12 protein-coding genes are annotated in these 22,035 nt (G+C 35.0%); 11 read left to right on the top strand and 1 reads right to left on the bottom strand.

Going from position 1 to position 22,035, the window contains the following annotated elements; genetic code table 11:
- Positions 1-23: 23 nt before the first annotated feature.
- Entirely contained in the window at positions 24-3,620 is a 3,597-nt protein-coding gene (locus BUE84_RS21415; RefSeq protein ID WP_238594307.1) for an MMPL family transporter, read from the bottom strand.
- Between the two features lie 250 nt (positions 3,621-3,870).
- On the opposite strand from BUE84_RS21415, the gene BUE84_RS21410 reads away from it, so the two are divergent.
- From BUE84_RS21410 to BUE84_RS21360, 11 genes are all read left to right on the top strand, one after another.
- Positions 3,871-4,878: a hypothetical protein gene (locus BUE84_RS21410; protein WP_079243420.1), complete on the top strand. Its 1,008-nt coding sequence runs from the start codon at positions 3,871-3,873 to the stop codon at positions 4,876-4,878.
- Between the two features lies 1 nt (position 4,879).
- Positions 4,880-6,019, top strand: a complete 1,140-nt coding sequence (locus BUE84_RS21405) for an EpsG family protein (protein ID WP_238594306.1) — start codon at positions 4,880-4,882, stop codon at positions 6,017-6,019.
- Between the two features lie 205 nt (positions 6,020-6,224).
- The gene (locus BUE84_RS21400; protein WP_079243418.1) at positions 6,225-9,617 is read left to right on the top strand and encodes a T9SS type A sorting domain-containing protein; all 3,393 of its coding nucleotides are present in this window, start codon (positions 6,225-6,227) and stop codon (positions 9,615-9,617) included.
- Between the two features lie 274 nt (positions 9,618-9,891).
- Positions 9,892-12,453 carry a type I DNA topoisomerase gene (gene topA / locus BUE84_RS21395; RefSeq protein WP_079243417.1) on the top strand — a complete coding sequence of 854 codons (2,562 nt, stop codon included), beginning with the start codon at positions 9,892-9,894 and terminating at the stop codon, positions 12,451-12,453.
- Between the two features lie 167 nt (positions 12,454-12,620).
- Complete coding sequence (locus BUE84_RS21390; RefSeq protein ID WP_079243416.1) at positions 12,621-14,081, top strand: T9SS type A sorting domain-containing protein; 1,461 nt, start codon at positions 12,621-12,623, stop codon at positions 14,079-14,081.
- A gap of 106 nt (positions 14,082-14,187) precedes the next feature.
- Complete coding sequence (locus BUE84_RS21385) at positions 14,188-15,258, top strand: formimidoylglutamase (RefSeq protein ID WP_079243415.1); 1,071 nt, start codon at positions 14,188-14,190, stop codon at positions 15,256-15,258.
- Positions 15,259-15,261: 3 nt separating this feature from the next.
- Positions 15,262-16,263 (top strand): glycosyltransferase family 2 protein, encoded by a 1,002-nt coding sequence (locus BUE84_RS21380; RefSeq protein ID WP_079243414.1) that lies wholly within the window; start codon positions 15,262-15,264, stop codon positions 16,261-16,263.
- A 116-nt stretch (positions 16,264-16,379) separates the two neighbouring features.
- Positions 16,380-17,498: a glycosyltransferase family 4 protein gene (locus BUE84_RS21375; RefSeq protein ID WP_079243413.1), complete on the top strand. Its 1,119-nt coding sequence runs from the start codon at positions 16,380-16,382 to the stop codon at positions 17,496-17,498.
- A 34-nt stretch (positions 17,499-17,532) separates the two neighbouring features.
- A complete protein-coding gene (locus BUE84_RS21370; protein ID WP_079243412.1) occupies positions 17,533-18,423 on the top strand; it encodes a polysaccharide biosynthesis/export family protein in 891 nt (296 codons plus the stop codon).
- A gap of 2 nt (positions 18,424-18,425) precedes the next feature.
- The gene (locus tag BUE84_RS21365) at positions 18,426-20,930 is read left to right on the top strand and encodes an exopolysaccharide transport family protein (protein ID WP_079243411.1); all 2,505 of its coding nucleotides are present in this window, start codon (positions 18,426-18,428) and stop codon (positions 20,928-20,930) included.
- A gap of 213 nt (positions 20,931-21,143) precedes the next feature.
- Complete coding sequence (locus tag BUE84_RS21360; protein ID WP_034692408.1) at positions 21,144-22,034, top strand: DUF6089 family protein; 891 nt, start codon at positions 21,144-21,146, stop codon at positions 22,032-22,034.
- Position 22,035: the final 1 nt, after the last annotated feature.

The raw sequence follows: 22,035 nt of genomic DNA, 5'->3' as shown, positions 1-22,035 counted from the left end.
CAAAAATATGTTTTTCATATTTATTATTTGGTTTTAAATACTTTTAATGATTCAGAACTAAATTTTAGTGCATAATTATCACTTTCAAAAGAATCACTTTTTGTATTTACAAAAATGATCGTTTCCGGCAGCTCCTGAATATCATTCCATGAAAAACGATCATGGGAGACCAGGAGTACATCAATCTTTTTGTTTACCTCAGAAAAGTCTTTTATATACTGTATTTTTCTTCTTTTTACCAGATAACTGTGTGCTGCTGTTGCTCTTTTTTCATCATTCTGAATTAGAGAAAAAACTCTTCGGCTGGCCTGGTATAAAGTTAATAATACATCCTTCTGTCCAAAATCATCAGCTAAATGAAGAATATTGGCATCATTTGAAATATGCTTGTTCAGTTCGAAATATACTGATTTATTGGCATTAAAATCTTCTTTTACTGCTTTTACCACTTCACTGTCTTTATACAGATAGCTCAGGAATAATTTCTTTTTAAAATAATTCTCATCCTCAATCTCTTCACGCAGTTTGGCAAATTCTTCTCTGAAATAGACGTTGATCTTCTTTGTTCTCTCAGAATAGTTTTTACCAAAACTCATGTCGTCTTTGCTGATTCTGTTGCCCACTTTTACCGTAATGCTTCCGTCATAGATAATGAAGTCTCCTTTTGGTAATACTTCAGAGTTTCCGTGGATGTAAAGTGGAAGAATATCCAGACCGAACTGCTCGGCAAGATAAAATGCTCCTTTATGGAATCTTTTCACATCATTGGTGTAAGAACGCTCTGCTTCAGGGAAAACAACCAATGAATATCCTTGTTCAACTTTTTCTTTCAGTTTGTCCATTCCATTCTCGATTCCCTGTGAAACAGGATAAAAGCCTAACGCTCTTACCAGTTTTCCAAAAACAGGAGACTCGTATACCCAGTCATTCACAAGATAAATAATTTTGTGGGTAGCCATTGCAATAGCCAGTGTATCCAGAAAAGATGTATGGTTGGCAATAATGACAGCAGGTTTTCTGAAATCTTCGGACAGATTTTTAATCACTCTTTTCTTTACAAAAGGAGTAATATAAAGTACAGATGTTAAAAACTTAGCAAGAATTAATTTGATAATATCTAATGTCCTTCCCTTTGAGTTTTTAATAAATAAGCTTCCGACAGCAGAAAATACCAATCCGCCTAAACCATAATATAAAAAGGAGAATACTGCCCGAAGAAATAACCTGAAAGTAATCGGAGAAAGTCCTTTTTTTGCCCTGTTGGTAATAAATAATCTGAACCAGAAAGGATATAGAGTAGAAGTGATAATAATGACTGAGAACATTCCGATCAGGGCAACTAACGCTAAGGAGTGTAATGCAGGATGCTTAGCGAAGATTAATGATCCAATGGAAAGTATTGTGGTGAAAACCGCAAGAATAATGGATGTTCTATACGTTGGTAATTCATTTTTACCTGTTGTATGTTCTTTTTGCATCGCCTGCGTGAGGAAAATACTGAAGTCATCTCCTACTCCAAATACCAGCGTACAAACTACGGTACTGAAAATATTTAATTCCAATCCTAAGAAATAAAGAATTCCGGCTGTCACCACTCCTGTTAGAACAATCGGAAACATTGTGAGAATTGTTAATTCAAAATTTCTGAAGAATACAATAATCGTCAGGACAATAGCTAAAAGTGAATAATTGATGAGCGTATTAAAATCTCTCTTCAGCAGGCCCAGAAAATTTTCGTTCATCTGCTGGCGGTCAATGGCAATGGCATCATGCTTCTTCTCAATATCCTTGATGAAAGTATCCCGTTTTTTTTCATCTACTTTTACCACATTGGAAACCGTGTAGAAGCCATTTTCGTTGCTCATGAATTCTGATATCTGAAGTGCTTTTACTTTTTGATAATCTTTCAGACTCAATGCGGAATAATTTTTATGCAAAACTTCATTGAAGCCATCAAAAGCGGAACGGTTGAAACCGAATTTATTCCCATTGTTGACCAGTTCGGAAATAGTCTGAATTTTCTTCTGGTCATTCCAGAATCGATTCCATTCCTCAATTTTTTTCTGTTGGTCTTTTTCTGAAAGCACAACGCTTCCTATAGAGTTATAGCTTAAAATTTTGCCTTCTTTTTTCTCTTTTTCAAGGAAGTTGCTCAGTTCAGAATTTCTGCTTAAAGCCTGTTCTTTAGAATCACCATAAGAGATAGTATAGATTGATTTTGAAGTAATGTCAGAAAGTTTCTGAAGTTTTGCTTCACTGATTTTTAATTCTTTTGGAATATAATTCAGATCGCCGATGTCTTCATTAAAGCCTACATGCCTGAATCCAAACAGACAGGCAAGAATAATAATAGAACATCCGATAATCAAAGGTTTGTTTTTCTCGTACGGATAAGATCCGATCTTGTCAATAAAATTGGTATTGGGCTGTTCACTCTTCTCTTTTGGTTTGTAAAGCTGAGGAACAATAATCAATGCAGTGATTGAAGACAGAATCACGGTAATGGCTGCAAAAAGTCCTAAATCCTTCAATGCTTCAGAACGAACAAAAACCAGACATAAGAATGAAACAGCTGTTGTTGCACTACTCAATATAATAGGTTGCGTAATTTCTTTGTAAAGCTCTTCAATATTATTGTTGTGCTTATAATGGGTAAGAATATGCAGGGCATAATCAATGGTAATTCCAATCAGAATAGCTCCCACACTTAGTGAAATTGCCGAAATCTTATCTTTAATAAAATAAAGAACCAATAAAGCAAGCAGTACAGAAAATACTGTCGGTAAAAAAACAATGATGGGAGTAAAGACATTCCTGAAATAATAGATCAGTAGAACCAGAAGAACCGCCATGGAAATGACTACTGTGTTCTGAATATCTTTTTTGATCTGCTTTGCATTGGCTACAGCAATCACCGGAGAACCGAAATAGCTGATCTCTGTTTTTCCTTTGAACTGTTTGTTGATACCGTCTTTGATGGAATTAAGCTGATCTACAAAAGCTTCATTAGCCTTCGTGTCATTACTTTTGTTTTTAGGATCAATGAAAAGTAAGAGGTTTTGACCGTCTTTGGTGACAATATAACTGTCTTCCAGTTTAAAGTCTTTACTGATGTTTAAAGCATTAAGTTTCTTGATTCCTAAAAAAGTAAGCCCCAGAGGATCTTTTTTTATAAACTCTTTAGTGACAAGGCTTGTGGGAGAAACCAATGATATATAATTATCCTCTACCTGCTTGGCAATGCTGTCTTTCTGAAGTTTCCGGTCTATTTCCTTATAATCATTCTCATTAAGAAATAAAGGTAAATTCTGATTGACAAAATCAAAGGTTTCGGAGATTTCATTATCATTCACTTTGCCCTGAACAGAGCCGATGTATTTTTGTAAAGGCTCAATTTTTTTCAGAAAAGTATCTGCTGTTTCCGAAAGCTGGAAGCTGTCTTCTCTGGATTTATTTTCTATAATAACAATGATCTTATCCGAAAAATTAAGCTGCTTAAGAACCTTTGCGGTAAGATCAGATTTTTCATTTTTAGGAATGATCTGGTTAATATCTTCCTCAAAATTGATCTTTGATGCAAAGAACATGCATAAGACGGCAATTCCTAAAGCTGTAAACACAGATAGGATTTTATTTTTGGAAATCAGATAATATAAAAATATAAAAAAGCGATGCATTGCATTTAAATCAAGTCTGCAAATTTAATTTTTTAAGCATTAGTTCAAAATAGTTAGTGATAAGTTTTAATTGAAAATCAATAAAATATTCTAGGAAGAATGAAAAAATATTCTACTTTTGCAAAAGTTCCCTTTTGAAAAAATGTATTTTAAACCACCATTATTATTAAAAAAATAAGAATCTGTTTTAGATATGTTGAAAAGAAATGATGAAAAAATAAACGGATTTCTATTTGTAATAGTACTTCCGCTTCTGTTGTTTGCCATGTCTTATTACGGATTTGAATCTTCGTATACAAGACTGAAAACATCAGAGACAACCCCTGATTTTTTATTTTCCTCGGTATATGCTTACAGAGTGATTCCCAATTATCTGAGTGTACAGATGACAGATTTGATGTATATTCTGATCAACGGACCTCTTTCTTTCTTCAAAGATTTTTTGTCAAAAAACGGAACCCCTTTTTATCATGGGCTTTTCCTGATGAACAGTGTGTTCTTTGTTTTGTGTTCTTTGATTTTGAATGCTATTTTCCGGATGAAATCAATAGGACTTCTTCTGAATCTTAAGGCAAGGAGGATTATTCATCTCTTATCTGTATTTTTTATTGTGATCACACAGTATGCACCTACAAATTGTGACACCATTGCACTCTTCTGTTATTTGGCAGGTGTATTTTTGACCCTGAAATATTTAGATACCCAAAAAAATATTTTCTTTTTTATTCTCATTGGTCTTATTGGAGTCTCTACTTTGGTAAGAGAAACAGCCTGTCTGAATATTGCTTTTTTTGCAGCAGTATTTTTCAATATAGATGAATTGAAAAAAGGAAATTATCAGGTAATCTGGAAAATTATGCCATTGGTTATTGCTTTTCTGATTCCCTATCTGGGATTGAGGGCTCTGCTTGTTCAGGATGAAACTACTTTTGTGGAAGGGTTTTATATTAACAGGAACTTTTCCAGTCCTTTCAATCTTGCAGGATTGGTCTTTGCACTAATTGTGATTTATTTTATATATGGTCTTTGTACAGAAGAAGAAAACAGAAGTGTTTTTGGAAAGTATTTTTTCTTTTCCATTCCTTATCTTCTTATGATTACTTTGGTAGGGCTTTTCTGGGAAGTAAGGCTTTTCCTGCCTTTAATTCTCACTGGAATAATCACGTCATATCATCAGTTTAAAAAAACATCAGAGATCTAGCATGAGTTTACTACATCCATATTATATAATTGCAATCGTCTATATGCTGTTCTTCAGTGTTCAGGAAGTATATGGAAAGAAGGTTGATAAAAAGTGGTTCTGGTTCCTTGCTGTTTATTTTATTATAATTGTTGGTTTTAGAGATAGTGTAGGTCCGGATTACGGAAGTTACAAAGGAATTTATATTTACTCTGATACCAAAAGCTATTACAGTATCTTTATGAAGATGCTCCATATGGAAGGAACAGAAACTCTGGATGTGGAATGGCTGTATACTTTGATTAATAAAGTTCTTCTCAACTTTTTTGATGCACCTTTTTATATGGTAACATTCGTCATTGCTGTTTTTGCAATGATCTTTAAAGTAGAATATACAGAAGATAATACTTTTTATCCTTTTACTTTTACTCTTTTCATGTTTATCCCCAACTTCTTTATTGGGGAAAGTGGACAGATCAGACAAAACTTGGGAACTTTTATCGTTTATTTTGCAATACGGTATATTAAAGAACGAAAACTCTGGCATTACCTGTTTTTTATATTCATAGGATCGGGCATACACAGTGTTTGTTATTTATTCCTGCCGATGTATTGGCTGGCTCGCGTTCCGTTGAATAGAACGGTGATGTTGATTATGATTGTAGGTTCTGTCTTTTTATCTCCGTTCGAAATCTATAGGAGTTTTGGAGGTTTCTTAGATGGTATGGCCTCTAACAGTACACTTGTAGAGGGTTTTAACGGGTATATGGATGAAACGGTACAGCGACTTAACGGGGGAATTGGGATTCCGGAGGTCATGATGGCTATCCTTACCTTCTTCCTTTTTGTTTTTGATAACAAGATGAAAGAGCTCTATCCCTACTATGAATACCATAGAAGCTATGCTGTAGTTGGTATATGTCTTTATTTTATTTTTAGAAATAACCCAATCTTCTCATCCAGACTTGCAGGAGCGTTTATTGGGTTCTCATATATCATTATTCCGAATGCGATGTATGTTGTTTCCGGAAGGGTTAAAAATATGATTTACGCCTTTATCATTGCACTTGTAGTCTTCAATTTTGTTATTTTCTCTATGTTTAATAATATCAAAGCCGGACGATTCTCGATTGATCGTTATCAAAATCATATTCTTCCATAGAATAATGATGGCTAAAATATAAAGACAGCTTAAGGCTGTCTTTTTTTGTGTGAGAATTTCATTAGATTTTGTTTTGTTTGTTGGGTTTTATGTTGAATTATTAATAATGTAATTCAAATATGATCTTGTTATTTATAAAATAAATCACATTTTATTGAAGTAGGCTTAAAAATTGCATTCCGCTAATGACACTAAAACCTAAGGTATGAAAAGATTAGCTGGAAAATTAGCGGCAGTCATCTGCCTGATATTATTTGGAGTCAGTTCCAAAGGTAATATCAACAGAAATCTATGGCTCAATGAGAGTAAGGACTCATTGAAAAGGCCACTGAATGAATTGATCCCATTATTTCTTCCCGACTGGAAAAAAGCACCCAACAGTTACATCTTCGATCCCAATCAGAATAGCGAAGGATTGTTGGTTCCTGTAAAAAAAGCTTATGCGATGTGGGAAGGAGGCGGATATCTTAACGGAAGCGGTATTCCGGCAGGAACGGTAACTGCAGATGTTTTGTGGGAAGATGTTCATGGACTTATAAAATCCGGAGTAAATTATACTCTTGAAATAATAGGAACCGGTCAGGATGCTAAGATAAAAGTCCCTGTCAATAAGGTAAAAAAAGGAAATGCTGTGGTAGCTCTCAAAGTAAACGGAGAGATTTATTGGAGCTGGCATATCTGGGTAACAGATGATCCTACCAATGGAGTTGTCTATAAAAGTTTCAACAATGTCAAAAGAATGAAGTCGGATGGGACAACAGAAGTTATCCCGGATTCTGATTGGAAATGGATGGATAGAAATCTTGGAGCCATCACAAGTTCTATCACAGCATCAGACTGGAATAAGAGTATTGGGCTTCTTTATCAGTGGGGAAGAAAAGATCCTATACCACCTTTAGTAACCAGAGGAAATGATTTCTATGAAGCTTCAGGATCCATAGGCAGAGTGAGGCATAGAGGAGCAAAAAATATGACCAATGCTGTAAGTATTGATGACCTCAGAAAGTTTGTTTTGCTTTCCGCTGCAGAGGTTACCAATAATATAAGACTTTCTGTAAAAAATCCTTTGAGTCTTATTTATGTGAATAAAGATGATAACTCAGGTCAGGCTTACTACAACAATAATCTCAATCTTCCCGTCAATTGGTTTGGTAAGTCCACAACCTTGCCCAATAACAGGCTTTCAGAACTCAATCTGTGGTCTGATAATGCACAAGGGAAAATTGAAACCGTCTACAATACCGATGATAAGACAAAACCTTATAGAGATAAATCTCCTTATGATCCTTGTCCCAATGGATGGCGTATCCCTTCTATGTTGGTTGCAAATCTGGCTTCTCCCTCTTATGTGGATGATATCAGAATAGATTTTTCGCCTTTTGGAGTCAAAACCAATATGGCAAAAAATGTTTTTGAAACCAATAAGTATCATATTATAAAGCCTACTGATGCAGGAGTTCCTGCCTTCATGACGGGATTTAGAATTTATCCTAATCTTGGCTTTGATCTTTCGTCCATCGGTGGGTATAATATGGGAGTTTTTCCTGGAAACGGGCAGCTTATCAGAGGAGCTCATTTAGGACAATATAGTGATCAGCATCACATTGCATTGTGGACAGCAACTTTAACCCGGTTGTTCGATGCTTCTCCTGCTGTTACTGTAAGAGGGCTTTCCATGATTCCAGATAAAGGACAGCCAGATATTCCGGATGCTAATTACCCTAATATTAAAGGACGTTATTACTACTTTCCTATGTCCGGAATGTATACTTCGGATGCCAATGGCTGCAGATGTATAAAAGATCCATTATATACAATTAATGATTATGATTTTCCAACAGAATATCTGCCTGCAGCTACAGAATACAAAGAAGGTTTCAATAATCCGAATACTTACCAGATTGTTAAAAGCCCAACGGTTACTACCATTGACATTCCAATCAGTAAAGCATTCTCTGTGCAAAGTCAATTATTGGATAATGCTGAGATATTAAATCCTTCCAGTTTTAATAATTTAAAAGCTAATGTTCTCTGGGTAACCAATACAGCTCTTATCAGTAGAGTTTCAATGGTAAATCCTTCACCTTCGTCATTGCAGGATATTGGTAACTCTAAAATATCTGTAGAAATTGGCCCCAATGAAAGCGGAAATGCTGTTATAACATTACATAATGGGAGTATATCTTCACCGGTATATTGGAGCTGGCATATCTGGGTTACGGATTCTCCATTAGGATCTTATACTTATACTACAGAAACTCCTGTAGCTGTTGCAAATTACGTGAACTATGTTAATAAAGCTGATGCCGTATTGCAGACCACTTTCATGGATCGTAATCTTGGAGCAACAGATGCCTTTCCCAATGTTGCCAATCCTCAGACACCTACAACTGATGAGCTGTTGAAAATACGTGCTTCTACAGGATTACATTATCAATGGGGAAGGAAAGATCCTATTCCTCCATTCCAGTATGCGGATAACAGAAGTTTTTATAATGTGTTTTTGGGAACAGTGGCTGCTAATGGAACAGTGACTTACAGTACACTTAATCAGTCGGATTATAATAATCTTACAGGAAACTATATTGTACCTTATGACACATATGCGGGAAAATCAAATGTACAGGTAACGGATAAACCGGCAGACAGAATCTCCAAAATAGTATCCTATTCTATAAAGAACCCTCTGGTATATATGATTCCAAGTACTTTTGCTCCTTACAACAGTACAACTCCTAATTATACCAATGGTACAGATTGGTTGGCGCAAGAACCTAATTTGGCTTCTGACAGATGGGGAAGAGGAGGTAAGAAATCCCCTTTTGATCCTTGTCCTGAAGGATGGAGAGTTCCCGATCTGACAAGTGTAGCGCTGGTTTCAGGCGCGGATTTCGGACAGACGCCATGGTATAAAAAAGATAAAAATATAGCAACATCATATAGTATTGCTACAGATTATTCAGGAACAAGGGTGAGAAACTCTGTCAATGCTACAGTGGGGTATGTCTTTAATAATCCGGCATACCTTGTAGGAAATTATCCTGATTCCGGGTTAAGAGGATTCAGAAGTGTAACAACCAATCAGACTGCTCAGGGAACATTTAATGTGCTCAACTTTCAGTATCCGGCAGTATGGACCGCTGCTTTAAATTCAAATTATATTGGAAGATCTATTAATGTATTGTTGGATGCAGCCTCTACAACCAATAGAATAATGGTCTTTCATGATAATAATGATCCGTACTTCGGAACAGGATGCCGATGTGTAAAAATTAAGTATGATGCGAATGGTAATGAAGAAGGGCCCGCATCAGGACTTTCGGTTATATCTAATAGACCTGCATCGATGAAAGAAAATGCGAAATCTAAGGTGGTCAACAATAGGATATCTCTCTATCCGAGTCCTTTTTCCAATATTCTTTACATCAGAGCCACGGAAAATAAAGAATATAATTTTCAGATTTTTAATGTTCTGGGTCAGCTTGTAAGGTCCGGACAGTTCATCAACAATCAGACAGACCTTTCGTCTTTAAGCGCAGGAGTATATGTCATAAGAATAAACAACTCCGAAGCGGTTGTGAAAATTATAAAACAATAAATTTTAAAATAAGGGATTAAAAGCAGAATGAGGCTTCTTGTTCTGCTTTTTATGAGATAGCATATTTCTTACATCTATTATGGCTGATGAAAAATTCTATATCAATGAATGCTGATAATTGTATATCAGTCTAAAACCTATACTGCAAAGGGTTTGTTTCTCCAAAAAATGAGTATTGAAAGATACTGTAAAGCGGCCTGATTATTAAATTAAACCCGTTTAACAAAAAGTATATAATAAAAAAGCTTTACTTTTGCAAAAATTTTTAGTTAGAATGTCGAAAAATTTAGTAATCGTAGAGTCCCCGGCAAAAGCAAAAACTATTCAGAAATATCTAGGAAAGGATTTTGAAGTGAAATCCAGTTTCGGACATATCCGTGACCTTCCTAAAAAAGGAATGGGGATAGACCTTGCCACATTCAGTCCTGATTACGAAGTTTCAGCAGACAAAAAGAAATTGGTAACCGAATTAAAGGCTGCTGTAAAGAAAGCTGATATGGTATGGCTTGCTTCCGATGAGGACCGCGAAGGAGAAGCTATTGCATGGCATCTTGCGGATGAATTGAAACTGAAGCCTGAAAATAGAAAAAGAATTGTTTTCCACGAGATTACCAAAAATGCCATTCTAAAAGCAATCGACAATCCAAGAGATATTGATCAGAACTTAGTGAATGCACAGCAGGCGAGAAGAGTGCTGGACAGAATTGTAGGTTTTGAAATGTCTCCCGTTTTATGGAAAAAAGTAAAACCGGGACTATCTGCAGGTAGAGTACAGTCTGTAGCAGTTAGGTTAATTGTTGAAAGAGAAAAAGAGATCCGTGAGTTTAAACCAAAAGCAAGCTTTAAACTGGATGGAATCTTCTTAAATAAAACAGAGCAGGAAATTGCTGCCAAGCTGAAAAAAGACTTTGAAAAGGAAGAAGAGGCAGAGAAATTCCTGGAGAAGTCAAAAACTACAGAATTTAAAGTTCTCAATGTTGAAACCAAGCCAGGTACCCGTTCAGCTTCAGCACCGTTTACAACTTCTACATTGCAGCAGGAAGCTTCCTCAAGACTTGGTTATAATGTAACCAACACCATGCGTCTCGCACAGAGGCTATACGAAGAAGGGTTTATTACTTATATGAGAACAGACTCTGTAAACCTTTCTCAGGAAGCTATTGAAGGCGCTAAAAAACAAATTATATCAGAATATGGAGCAGAATATTCTTCTCCAAGAAACTATACTACAAAATCAGCTTCAGCACAGGAAGCTCACGAAGCGATCCGACCTACAGATTTTGGAGTGAAAACTGTAGCTGATGCACAATTAAACAGACTATATCAATTAATCTATAAAAGAACACTGGCTTCTCAGATGGCTAATGCTAAAATTGAAAAGACAGTGATTGAAATAGGTAATGCATCATTGCCACATCATTTTGAAGCACAAGGAGAGGTTATTATATTTGATGGTTTCCTGAAGGCTTACGGAATTGTAAAGGCAGAAGATGATGATGAGGAAAACAATGATAAATTGTTGCCGAAAGTAACTGTAGGAGAAATATTGAACTATAAAACAATTACTGCTACTGAAAAATTCACAAGACCAAGTGCAAGATATACGGAAGCCGGATTGGTGAGAAAACTTGAAGAATTAGGGATTGGTAGACCATCTACTTATGCTCCTACAATTCAGACGATTCAGAACAGAGAGTATGTAGATAAAAGAGAAATTGAACCGCATACCCGTGAAGTGATCAAAATGTCTTTAGCAAAAGATAAGATCAAAAAAGTAGTTCTTGAAGAAAAATTCGGGGGTGATAAAAATAAATTCATTCCTACAGATATTGGTGAAGTTGTCAATGACTTCTTAACAGATAACTTCAGAGAGATCCTTGACTACGGTTTCACAGCAAGAGTAGAAGAAAGTTTTGACGAAATTGCGAGCGGTGATCAGAAATGGAAAGAAATGATGACCAATTTCTACTCAAAATTCCATCCGAGAATTGAAGATGTAGAAGAAAATGCAGACCGTGCAACCGGAGACAGGTTATTAGGAGTAGATCCAAAGACTGGTAAAAATGTTCATGCAAGAATCGGAAGATTTGGAGCAATGATCCAGATTGGAGAAACGGATGATGAAGAGAAACCAATCTTTGCATCATTAATGTCAGGACAGAATATCGCAACCATTACTTTCGAAGAAGCACTGGAATTATTCAAATTGCCTTTCGATTTAAGCGAAGTTGACGGACAGTCAGTTTCTGTAGGTGTTGGCAGATTTGGTCCTTATGTGAAATGGGGAGAAACGTATATCAGTATTCCGAAAGGGGAAGATCCGCTTTCTGTAGATCAGAAACGTGCAGAGGAGATTATCAATGAAAAGAAGATTGCTGATGCTCCTATTGCTACTTATAAAGGAGAGCCGGTAACCAAAGGATCCGGAAGATTCGGACCGTTTATCAAGTACAAAGATATTTTCGTTAATGTTCCAAAGAGATACGATTTTGAAAATCTTTCACAAAGCGATATCAATGAATTGATTGATGCTAAACTTGAAAAAGAAGCCAACCGATACATCCAGCAGTGGGAAAAAGAAAAGATTTCCATTGAAAACGGAAGATGGGGACCTTTCATCAAGTTCGGAAAAGCTATGTTCAAAATTCCTAAAAAAGCAGACGATACAAAATATGATGCAGAGGAATTAAAAGAACTTTCTTTAGATGAGGTTAAAAAATGGATTACAGATCAGGATCCTAAAGCTTTTGCAGAAAAGAAAAAACCTGCAGCTAAAAAAGCTACTACTGCAAAGAAAACAACAGCAGCAAAGAAACCAGCTGCCAAAAAGAAATAATATTTTATTAAATAAAAAGCCGTTGACAGACCATGTTAACGGCTTTTTTTATTAAATCCTATGGTAAAGAGGATATTTCTCTCCTTATTATTTCTCCTTAAATTTTTAACTTTGGGAGCTTAAAAACTAATATAACAACCTGAAACATCATTTTAAAATTGAGTCTTATGTATAAAATTCTATCTATTTTAGGGCTTTTCGTCACTTTGAATGCCTTTGCCCAGGAAAACCTGCTGGATCCATCATATGGTTTAAGCAGTGGATCTACTGATTTTGCATTTTATAATGGCAGCCAAATGTCCGGTGGACTGCAGATACAATCCACAACCCAACTTCCGGATGGAAAAGTCTTAGCGGTAGGCAGCAACTTTATTGCCCGTTTTACTGCCAATGGAGTATTAGATACTTCTTTTTCCAATGGATATGGATATAAACTTTTCTCTCAGGGATACTATGGTAAGATAAAACCTGCAGGAGATGGCAATTATATTATCATGGATGCTGGGTATGGCGCTGTTCAGAAAATAGATGAAAATGGAAATTTTGTAAATAGCTTTACTCCGTTTAATCTGTCGGAATCCTATGCTGACATAGATATTGATCAGAATGGCAAAATTTATCTTCTGAAATATACCACTTCCAATGCTGGCTCAGATTTTAGCCTTGTACGTCTTTTACCAAACGGAACTCCGGACACTTCTTTTGGAAACGGAGGAACGCTTGCTTTAGGTCTTGCTTATAAATACAGGAGAATAATTGTAAAAAACAACAATGAAATATTTATAGCAGGTCAGAAAATGGTGGCGGTGAGCGATCAGAGAATCGTTATTACAAAACTTCACTCTGACGGAAGCCTCGATACTTCTTTTGGAAATGCAGGAACTTTCCTGTACTCTTATGGTCAGAATATAGATGGGAGTGCTCACCTTATGTTTCTGGATAATGGGAAAATCTTAGGATTTACTTCCGGGAGTATTTGTAATGGGAATAATTGCTTTGGACTTGTTACGTATCGTTTGAATGCAGACGGAACTTTAGATACTACATTTAAAAATACAGGAATAATCGTTACTCCTGTTCAGTCTGATTCAACCCCGATAAAGGTGGCGCGTCTTGCAGACAATACATTTATGGTTTCAGGAACAGGCTGGTACAATACCTATGCTTTGAAGATGGATGAAAATGGCGATCTGGATACTTCCTTTGGGCTAAACGGTAAAATTATTACTCCGCAGATGCTGAACAAGAATGTATACAATAAAGGATTTGAATTGTATGGGAACTCCATTGTACTATTTGGGATCTATTCTATCTGGTATGGATCGCAAACCAAATATGTAGGGACAGCCCGTAAATATTTTTTTAATACAAGCAGTCTGAAAACTTCAGAAGTACCATTGAATAATGTGAAGTTATATCCAAATCCGGTTAAGGATTTTCTACATATTACCTCCAGTGAAAAAATAATAAGCTATGACATCTATGATACAAATGGACGAATTATATTGCACATGGAACCTAATCAATTACAGGATAAAATTAATTTAAGTTATCTGTTGTCGGGTGTTTATTTTATTGATATTCAAATGGTAAAAGAAAGAATAGTGTCGAAATTTATAAAAAATTAATTAAGAAATAATTCTATATCTTACTAAAAGTCTTCTTCAAGGAAGGCTTTTTTTGTATGTTTGTTATATCAAGCAATTAATCAATTATTACATTTCAAATTAAAATATGGATTTCGAAGACTTTATCATTTCACCAAGAAATTTCAAAACAGAAAGCTGGCAGATAGGAAATCGGATTACAAAAGATATCAGAGAAGACAGTATTGTTCTCTTATTTGTATCAGACTACAGAGGCGCAGGCGGTGATGCAGAAGTACAGGATTTTACGGCAGTAAGAAAAGAATTTTATAAGCTTTCGCAGATGGACTTCGAAATTCCTGTTGTAGATCTTGGGGATCTGGTGTCCGGAAAATCTGTTCAGGATACACATTATATCTTACAGGAAGTGCTGTCAGCATGTCACTATAAAAGAGCTATTCCTGTGATTATCGGTGGTTCCAATGATTTTGCTTTCTCATTATTTTCAGCATTGAATTTTCACAAGAAAAGCCTCAATTATACCCAGATCAGTAATATTATTTCTCTTCAGCAAGGAGAAACGATCAACGAACATACTTTTTTAAGTAAAATTTTCGGAGCCAAGAATTTCTCCATTAAAAATTATCATCATCTGGGTTACCAGAAACATTTGAATGAAATGGATTCTGTAAGACTCATCAAAGAAGTGGAGTTTGATATTATCAGACTGGCTGAAATGATGAATTCTACAGAAAAAACAGAACCTTTCTTCAGAAAAGCAGATCTGGTGACCGTAAATTGTGATGCTATTGAAAGTTTTAGTGAACCTTTTTCAATGAATCCACAGGTAAATGGTTTGAACAGAAGAGAAATCTGTGCCTATATGAAGGAGATCGGACTCAGTGAAAATCTGAAATCTGTTGGGATTTTTAATTATAATATTTACTCGGAAAACCAACTGAATCATCAGCTTTTAGCACAGATGCTGTGGTATCTGATCGAAGGAATCAATATCCAGCATTCCCATCCGAAAGAAAGACATTATGAGCTGTTCTATGTTTTGATAGATGACAGACAATATGCATTCAGGCGTGATACTTTCAGTAATTTATGGTATTTTGGTGATGACGAAAATATAGAAAACTGCATTCCCTGTTCCAGAAAAGATTTTGATGAAGCTAAAAAAGGCTGGCTGAATGCAAGACTGACGAAAATTTAATGTATGACAAATGTTCCCTCAAGAGTATCTATTATTGTTCCCGTTTATAATGTCGAAAATTATTTGACAAAATGCCTTGACTCTCTGGTGAAGCAGAGTCTCTCTGATATTGAGATTGTTGTCGTGAACGATGGAAGTATGGATAACTCTGAAAAAATAATTAGAGAATTCGCACACAAATATCCTGAAAAAATAAAAGCTTTTACCAAAGAAAACGGGGGTTTAAGTGATGCCCGTAATTTTGGAATTGATAGGGCTACCGGTGATTACATCGGTTTTGTAGACAGTGATGATTATGTCACCGAAACCATGTTCGAGGAAATGTTCCTTTTAGCAGAAAAACACCGTGCGAAGATGGTGATCTGTAATATTCAGAAAGTAGACGAAAATGGAAAAATTATCCAAAAATTGACTCAGCTTCCCAATATGCCTGAAAAAATAACACTTGAAGATTATTTTTCTGTTTTTTCGGATATCAGTTATTTCGCATGCAATAAGCTGTTTAAAAAAGAACTTTTTAATCAGAAAAGATTTAAAAAAGGAGTTCATTTTGAAGATATTCAGCTTATTCCACAGCTTTTGCTGGAATGTGAAACCATTGCGCAGACTCAGAACTACCATTATCAGTATCTCGAACGTACCGATTCTATTACAAAAACGCACACAGAAAAAGGACTTGATATGCTAAAAGCGGTGTCTGATGTGGAACAAATATTCAGTAAATCCCCATATTCCCACAAAAAAGAAGAGCTGAAAAATTTTCAGATTTTCGAAGGGGTCTACTCATTTTTGGCCTATCTGGCCTTTGTGAAAAAAGAAGAAATATTTTATAGTATGTCGGATCAATTAGTTCTTTTTATGAAGGAAAGACAAATAAAAATTCAAGATATATTGAAGTATAGTCGTTTTGGTAAGAATTATCTTTTATCTTTGCCTTTGAAGAAAAAGATTTTTTATCTGTTGTTTTTTGCAGGACAGAAAAGATTGATAAGAAAATTGATTTAGTAAACACAAATGTAAGTACTATTGTTTCGGTCAATAGAAAATGATAATGACGAGATCTTGTAAGTTCTGTATTATGATTTTTTATTTAGGAGATACAAGTGCTGAATAAGAAAAGAATGAAAAATTTTGAATTGTTCTTAAGCGGATCGGGAATACCTATTTTCTATATAAAAATAGGACTAGGCTTCGTGTTCTCCTTTTTAATTACATTTTTCTCTATTCCTACCATTGTCAAGATTTCAAGAAGAAAGAATCTGATGGATGAGCCTGGGATAAGAAGTTCGCATCTTAGAGAAATTCCCAACCTGGGAGGTATTGCCATCTTTTATTCCATAGGAATCTGTGCCTCTATTTTTGCCTATGAATTATTTGATCTCTACAAATTTTTATTTGCTTCATTAATTATCCTGCTCTATGTGGGTGTGATGGATGATATTGTTGTAATGAGGGCTTACAAAAAACTTGTTGCCCAAATTGTTGTGTCTTCCCTGATTGTTATTGGTTCCGATATCAGAATCAGAAGTTTATTCGGAATCTTCGGAGTATACGAGCTGGAGTATTTCGTAAGTGTGATATTCAGTATCGTAACATTTATTATTCTGATTAATGCATTTAACCTGATTGACGGAATAGACGGCCTGGCAGGTGGGTATTCTGTGATCTGCAGTGCTTTATTTGGAATCAGTTATTATCGCTTAGGAGAGTATAACTACCCACTGGTTGTGTTATCCGTTGTTATTATTGGAACTGTACTGGCATTTTTGTATTATAATTTGTCAAATTACCGTACTCACAAAATATTTATGGGAGATACAGGATCTATGCTTCTTGGCTTTTTGTTAGCTTTTACATCCATTTGTTTTATAGATATTTTTATAGATAAGAAACTCATTGATGTTCCAAGATATCACCTTCAGTCTGCTCCTGTAGTGGCGGTAGCCATTTTGATTCTTCCAATCGTGGATACTTTAAATGTAATTATGATCAGGCTTTACAATAAAAAATCCCCATTTGATGCCGATAAAAACCATATTCATCATAAACTGTTGAAATTGAACCTTACCCATAGGAGATCAACTTTTTATATTATCATTTACTATTTGATGATTGTTGGAATAGCTTATTATTTAAGACATATTAATGTCAATCTTTTATTATTGGTGATTCTTTCAATAGGTTTTTTTGGTGCTTATCTGCCAGATTTGCTATATCGATTAAGAAATAACAAAAATTAACAATTAAATATTACTTTTGTAAACAATATTATATATGATGAAAAACTTTAAATATTTATTTTTAATATTCCCTCTTTTAGTTACCTCATGTATTACAACAAAGGATGTAAGATACTTACAGCCAAGTGAGAGTCTCGTAATTAATGAAGAAGGTCTCGTTCCCTACAATATTCCTGTATACAGGATTACCAAAAATGATATCCTTAATCTTAACATTGTAACAACTCCCAAAGGAGATGCCGCACAGTTTTATTCCTCTTATAATTCCTCAGGAGGAATAGGAACTGGAGCTGGAACAGCAACAAGCCCTGCTATATCAGGTGGAGGTTCTGTTGGAGGAGGAATTGGTACTACCTCTGGAGCAAGCAGAGGAGGAAACATGAATTTTTATTTTAATGGGCTCAAGGTTGACTCCAACGGAGATATCAATGTTTTTGGAATTGGCTATGTAAAAGCCGAAGGGAGAACATTAGAGGATATTAGAAAAGAAATTCAGGAAAAAGTAAATGAAAACTTTCAGGAAGGTAAGTCTGAAGTACGTTTGAATACAGATGGTATTACTTATTATATTCTTGGTGACGTAGAAACTACAGGCCTTTCAGGAGAGAAAGTAGCTCATAAAAATACCCTTACCATTACTGAGGCTTTGGCTATTAATGGCGGGCTAAACAGAACGATCGACAAAAAAGAGATCGTTATCCACAGAAAACTCCCTGAAGGAATCAAAATTGCAAAAATAGATCTTACCCGCGAAGATCTTATGAACTCTCCTTTCTATTATGTGCAGAATGGTGATGAAATTTATTTGAACACAAGAGCAAAAAGCTTGAATGGATTCGGAAAAGATCCTATTCAGACTTTAACAACAGGAGTTTCGGTGATTACTACAGCATTGTCTATTTATTTACTTCTTAAAAATCTTTAGTCATGATTCCAGAAAGAGTAAACGCTGCGGAGAAGAATAATTCTCAGAAAGAAAAGTATGGATCATTTGCATTATTTGATTTAGAGCACTTTTTAAGAAGGATCCTTAAGAACTGGTATTGGTTTGTATTCATGTTTTTTATTGGCTATGGGCTTGCATGGGGATATACTCATTACTATGCACAAAATATTTATGCATCAGACTTGTCATTAAGTACTTCCAGCAAAGGGTCTGAGTTTTTACCAACACAGGCTAATCAATCGATCAACTTCATTTGGGGAGATACCGGAAATCAGGATGGGCTTTATCTGAAGAAAATGCTTTTATCCAGATCACATAACGAATTTTTGGTAAAAGAACTGGATCTTTTTGTTAATTATTCTACCAAAGGACTGATAAAATCTACTTACCTGGATAAAGATGATTCACCTGTTTTTCTTCAGATTGATAAAAAACATCTTCAACAGATTAATTACGCTATTACCCTGATGCCAAAAGGAGAGGGGGCATACCAAGTAGTTTTACCCGAAGAAGGAGAATCTACAAACTTATACAATTATGAAGTTGAAGGCTTTCAGAGCATCAACTCATATGGAAGACCCGCTGATAAAATCATTAAAATCAATGAGTGGTATAATTCTCCTAACCTGAGATTCAGACTTCTTAGAAATCCTGTTCCTACTAAAATCAAGCTGGATAATATCATTGTAAACCTGAGTTCGGTAAATGAGAGTGTGAATGAAATTGTTTCGACTACAGGTGTTGACTTTGATAAAGAAATCAGGTCTATTATGATTATTACTAAAACGGGTTACAACCTTAATAGTACAGTTAATTTCCTTAATAAATCTGTTGCAGAATTACAGAAAAAGAGATTGGCTGATAAAAATGTGGTTAATAAGAACACAGACATCTTTTTAAAAGACAATCTGGATAATATCCGCAAAAAGCTTGATTCAAGTGCTAATGTGTTGAATTATTTAAAAACCTCTGAAAAACTTTATAACATTAAAGACAGAGATGAAAAATCTCTTGAAAAAATAAAAGAACTGGAGGCTAGAAAAGCAGATATCATAAGCAAAATCAATTCTCTTAACAATATAAAAAACACGCTGCAGTCCCAGAATTTTGATAAAATGATTGGAACCAATGCCGCAGGTTTTGAAGATGGAGTATTTTCAGCAACAGTCTCTGAACTTAAAGCTTTATATACTAAAAGAGCAGAAATGGCTTCCATTTATAAGCCTTCATCAGAGCCAATGAGAGAAATCAACAGGCTTATTGATGAAGCAAGAACGGGATCATCAAACAGCTTAAGAGGATATTATAGCAGATATTATGATGAGATCAATAAAATTGATCGTGATATTTCAGGTGCCAACTCAGATTTAGCTTCTTATCCTGAAAAAGAAAGAAGATATTTGGATGCAGAGAGAGGATATAATATGATTGAGGCTACTTATAATAGTCTTTTGGGAAGACAGAGTGATACGAAGATGAGAATGGCTACCAACCAATCTGATATTACAGTGATTGACCCTGCTAAAAACCTGGGGCAAAGAGCTATCGGACCTAATGTAAAGCTAGCAAAGACTGCTATTATCTCTGGATTACTGTTACTTCCATTACTGTTTATCTTTGTGGGTGAAGTATTAGACAGTAAAATCAGAAATATTAAAGAGCTGTTAAGTGCTACGAAAATTCCACTTCTTGGAGTAATAGGAAATAACAGCAATGAAAATATGCTTACCGTTCTGGAACAGCCAAAATCATCTGTATCTGAGGCTTTCAGGGGAATAAGAGCAAATATGAGATTCTTAATGGATAATGAAAGTGAAAAAGGTAAAGTTATTTTGATCACATCATCCATTGGGGGAGAAGGGAAAACTTATATTTCTATCAACTTGGCATCGGTAATAGGATTGAGTGATAAAAAAACAATCTTATTAGGAATGGATCTTAGAAAACCAAAAATCTTTGGAGACTTTAAGATTGATAATAAATATGGGATCTCAAATTATCTTACAGGAGAAGTAGATATTGACCAGATTATTAACAAAACCAAGATTCCTAATCTCGATGTTGCTACTTCAGGTCCTATCCCACCAAACCCATCTGAGCTTTTAATGAGCCAGAAAAATATCAGATTTATAGAAGAACTTAAAGAAAAATATGATTTCATTATTATAGATTCACCACCTGTAGGTCTTGTGGCTGACTCATATGAGCTGATGAAGTATTCTGATACTAATATTTATGTAGTACGCCATGAATATACAGAAAAGTATATGCTGAAAATGATTACTGAAAAGTATCATAATGATGAAGTTAATAATTTAGGACTTGTTTATAATGACTATAACACCAAACAAGGCTACGGATATGGCTACGGTTACGGCTACGGATATGGTTATGGTTACGGATATTTTGATGAAGATAAAAATTATAAAGAACCTTTATTAATAAGGATCAGAAATAAAGTACAGGTATTATTCAATAAAAAATAAAGCATTAAACCCTCATTTAATGGGGGTTTTTTCATATTTAAAGTATTTTCATTCTATGAAAAAAAGAATATTTTTGCCACTTTGCCGTTTACTTTATAACAAATTATGTTTTTTTGTTTATTTTTAACTAAACATTAAGATTATCATTAATATAAAAATGTTTTATATTTGCAAAAATTAAATTTTAAAATAACCATAAATCCATATTCTTTTATGAATAAAAAATTATTGTTTAGCTTCCTTGCCTTCCTTGGAGTGGTAAGTGTTAAAGCACAAAGAAACGAATTGGGAGTTCGTCTAGGTATGAGTAACCTAGTGGGAGATGTAGGAAGGACAAATTATATTTTACAGAAGCCGTTGGATTTAAGCAGAGCGTCAGATTGGGGCATCCCATTTTATGGTGGTTTATTATACAGATTTAATTTTAACCCGCATCAGACCGTTAGATTGGATTTGGGATACAATCAAATTCAGTTTAGTGATAAAGCGGCGAAAGAGGATTATAGAAGAAATAGAAACTCATACGGAAAAAACAATGTGTATGAGGCGAGTTTAATGTTTGAATATAACTTTTTCCCTGTAAATAACGAGCAGATCAGCATGCTGAGCCCTTACATCTTCGGAGGTATCGGTGCTTTGATGTTTGATGCTCCTAAAGCTACTCTTGTGAATGATTTCAGGAGAGATGCTGATGGTGTGGCACTGGCTCCGATCAACGAATTGGATTTTACCACCACCACAGATTATTCATTAGGGAAAAAAGTAACAATGCATATTCCTTTTGGGGTGGGTTTGAAGTATAAATTCAACCATTCTTGGGCTATATTTGCAGAAGCTACATTCAGATATACATTGACGGATCAGCTGGATCATAGTAAGATCCTTTCCAAAGATGTAAAAACTTCTTTTAATGCTGATATTTTGGATCCCGCTACAGGTGGTTCATTATTACAGTCAGGAAATTATTATGCGGTTTCTAAAGAAAGAGAAGCAGAGTTTATTAAAAAGAGAAATATTGGAGATGGAAGATCCAACGACTGGATAAATACTTTCAGTTTAGGACTTACATATTCGTTCGGAAGACCTCCATGTTATTGTGAATAAT

It is taken from the genome of Chryseobacterium indologenes, from assembly GCF_002025665.1.
GTDB lineage: Bacteria > Bacteroidota > Bacteroidia > Flavobacteriales > Weeksellaceae > Chryseobacterium > Chryseobacterium metallicongregator.
This window is presented reverse-complemented; position numbering and strand designations above follow the sequence as displayed.

Bases quoted from the DNA above. Each gene is read 5' to 3' on its own strand.
- BUE84_RS21410 (WP_079243420.1), top strand. From the start codon at position 3,871: ATGTTGAAAAGAAATGATGAAAAAATAAACGGATTTCTATTTGTAATA.
- BUE84_RS21405 (WP_238594306.1), top strand. From the start codon at position 4,880: ATGAGTTTACTACATCCATATTATATAATTGCAATCGTCTATATGCTG.
- BUE84_RS21400 (WP_079243418.1), top strand. From the start codon at position 6,225: ATGAAAAGATTAGCTGGAAAATTAGCGGCAGTCATCTGCCTGATATTA.
- topA (WP_079243417.1), top strand. From the start codon at position 9,892: ATGTCGAAAAATTTAGTAATCGTAGAGTCCCCGGCAAAAGCAAAAACT.
- BUE84_RS21390 (WP_079243416.1), top strand. From the start codon at position 12,621: ATGTATAAAATTCTATCTATTTTAGGGCTTTTCGTCACTTTGAATGCC.
- BUE84_RS21385 (WP_079243415.1), top strand. From the start codon at position 14,188: ATGGATTTCGAAGACTTTATCATTTCACCAAGAAATTTCAAAACAGAA.
- BUE84_RS21380 (WP_079243414.1), top strand. From the start codon at position 15,262: ATGACAAATGTTCCCTCAAGAGTATCTATTATTGTTCCCGTTTATAAT.
- BUE84_RS21375 (WP_079243413.1), top strand. From the start codon at position 16,380: ATGAAAAATTTTGAATTGTTCTTAAGCGGATCGGGAATACCTATTTTC.
- BUE84_RS21370 (WP_079243412.1), top strand. From the start codon at position 17,533: ATGATGAAAAACTTTAAATATTTATTTTTAATATTCCCTCTTTTAGTT.
- BUE84_RS21365 (WP_079243411.1), top strand. From the start codon at position 18,426: ATGATTCCAGAAAGAGTAAACGCTGCGGAGAAGAATAATTCTCAGAAA.
- BUE84_RS21360 (WP_034692408.1), top strand. From the start codon at position 21,144: ATGAATAAAAAATTATTGTTTAGCTTCCTTGCCTTCCTTGGAGTGGTA.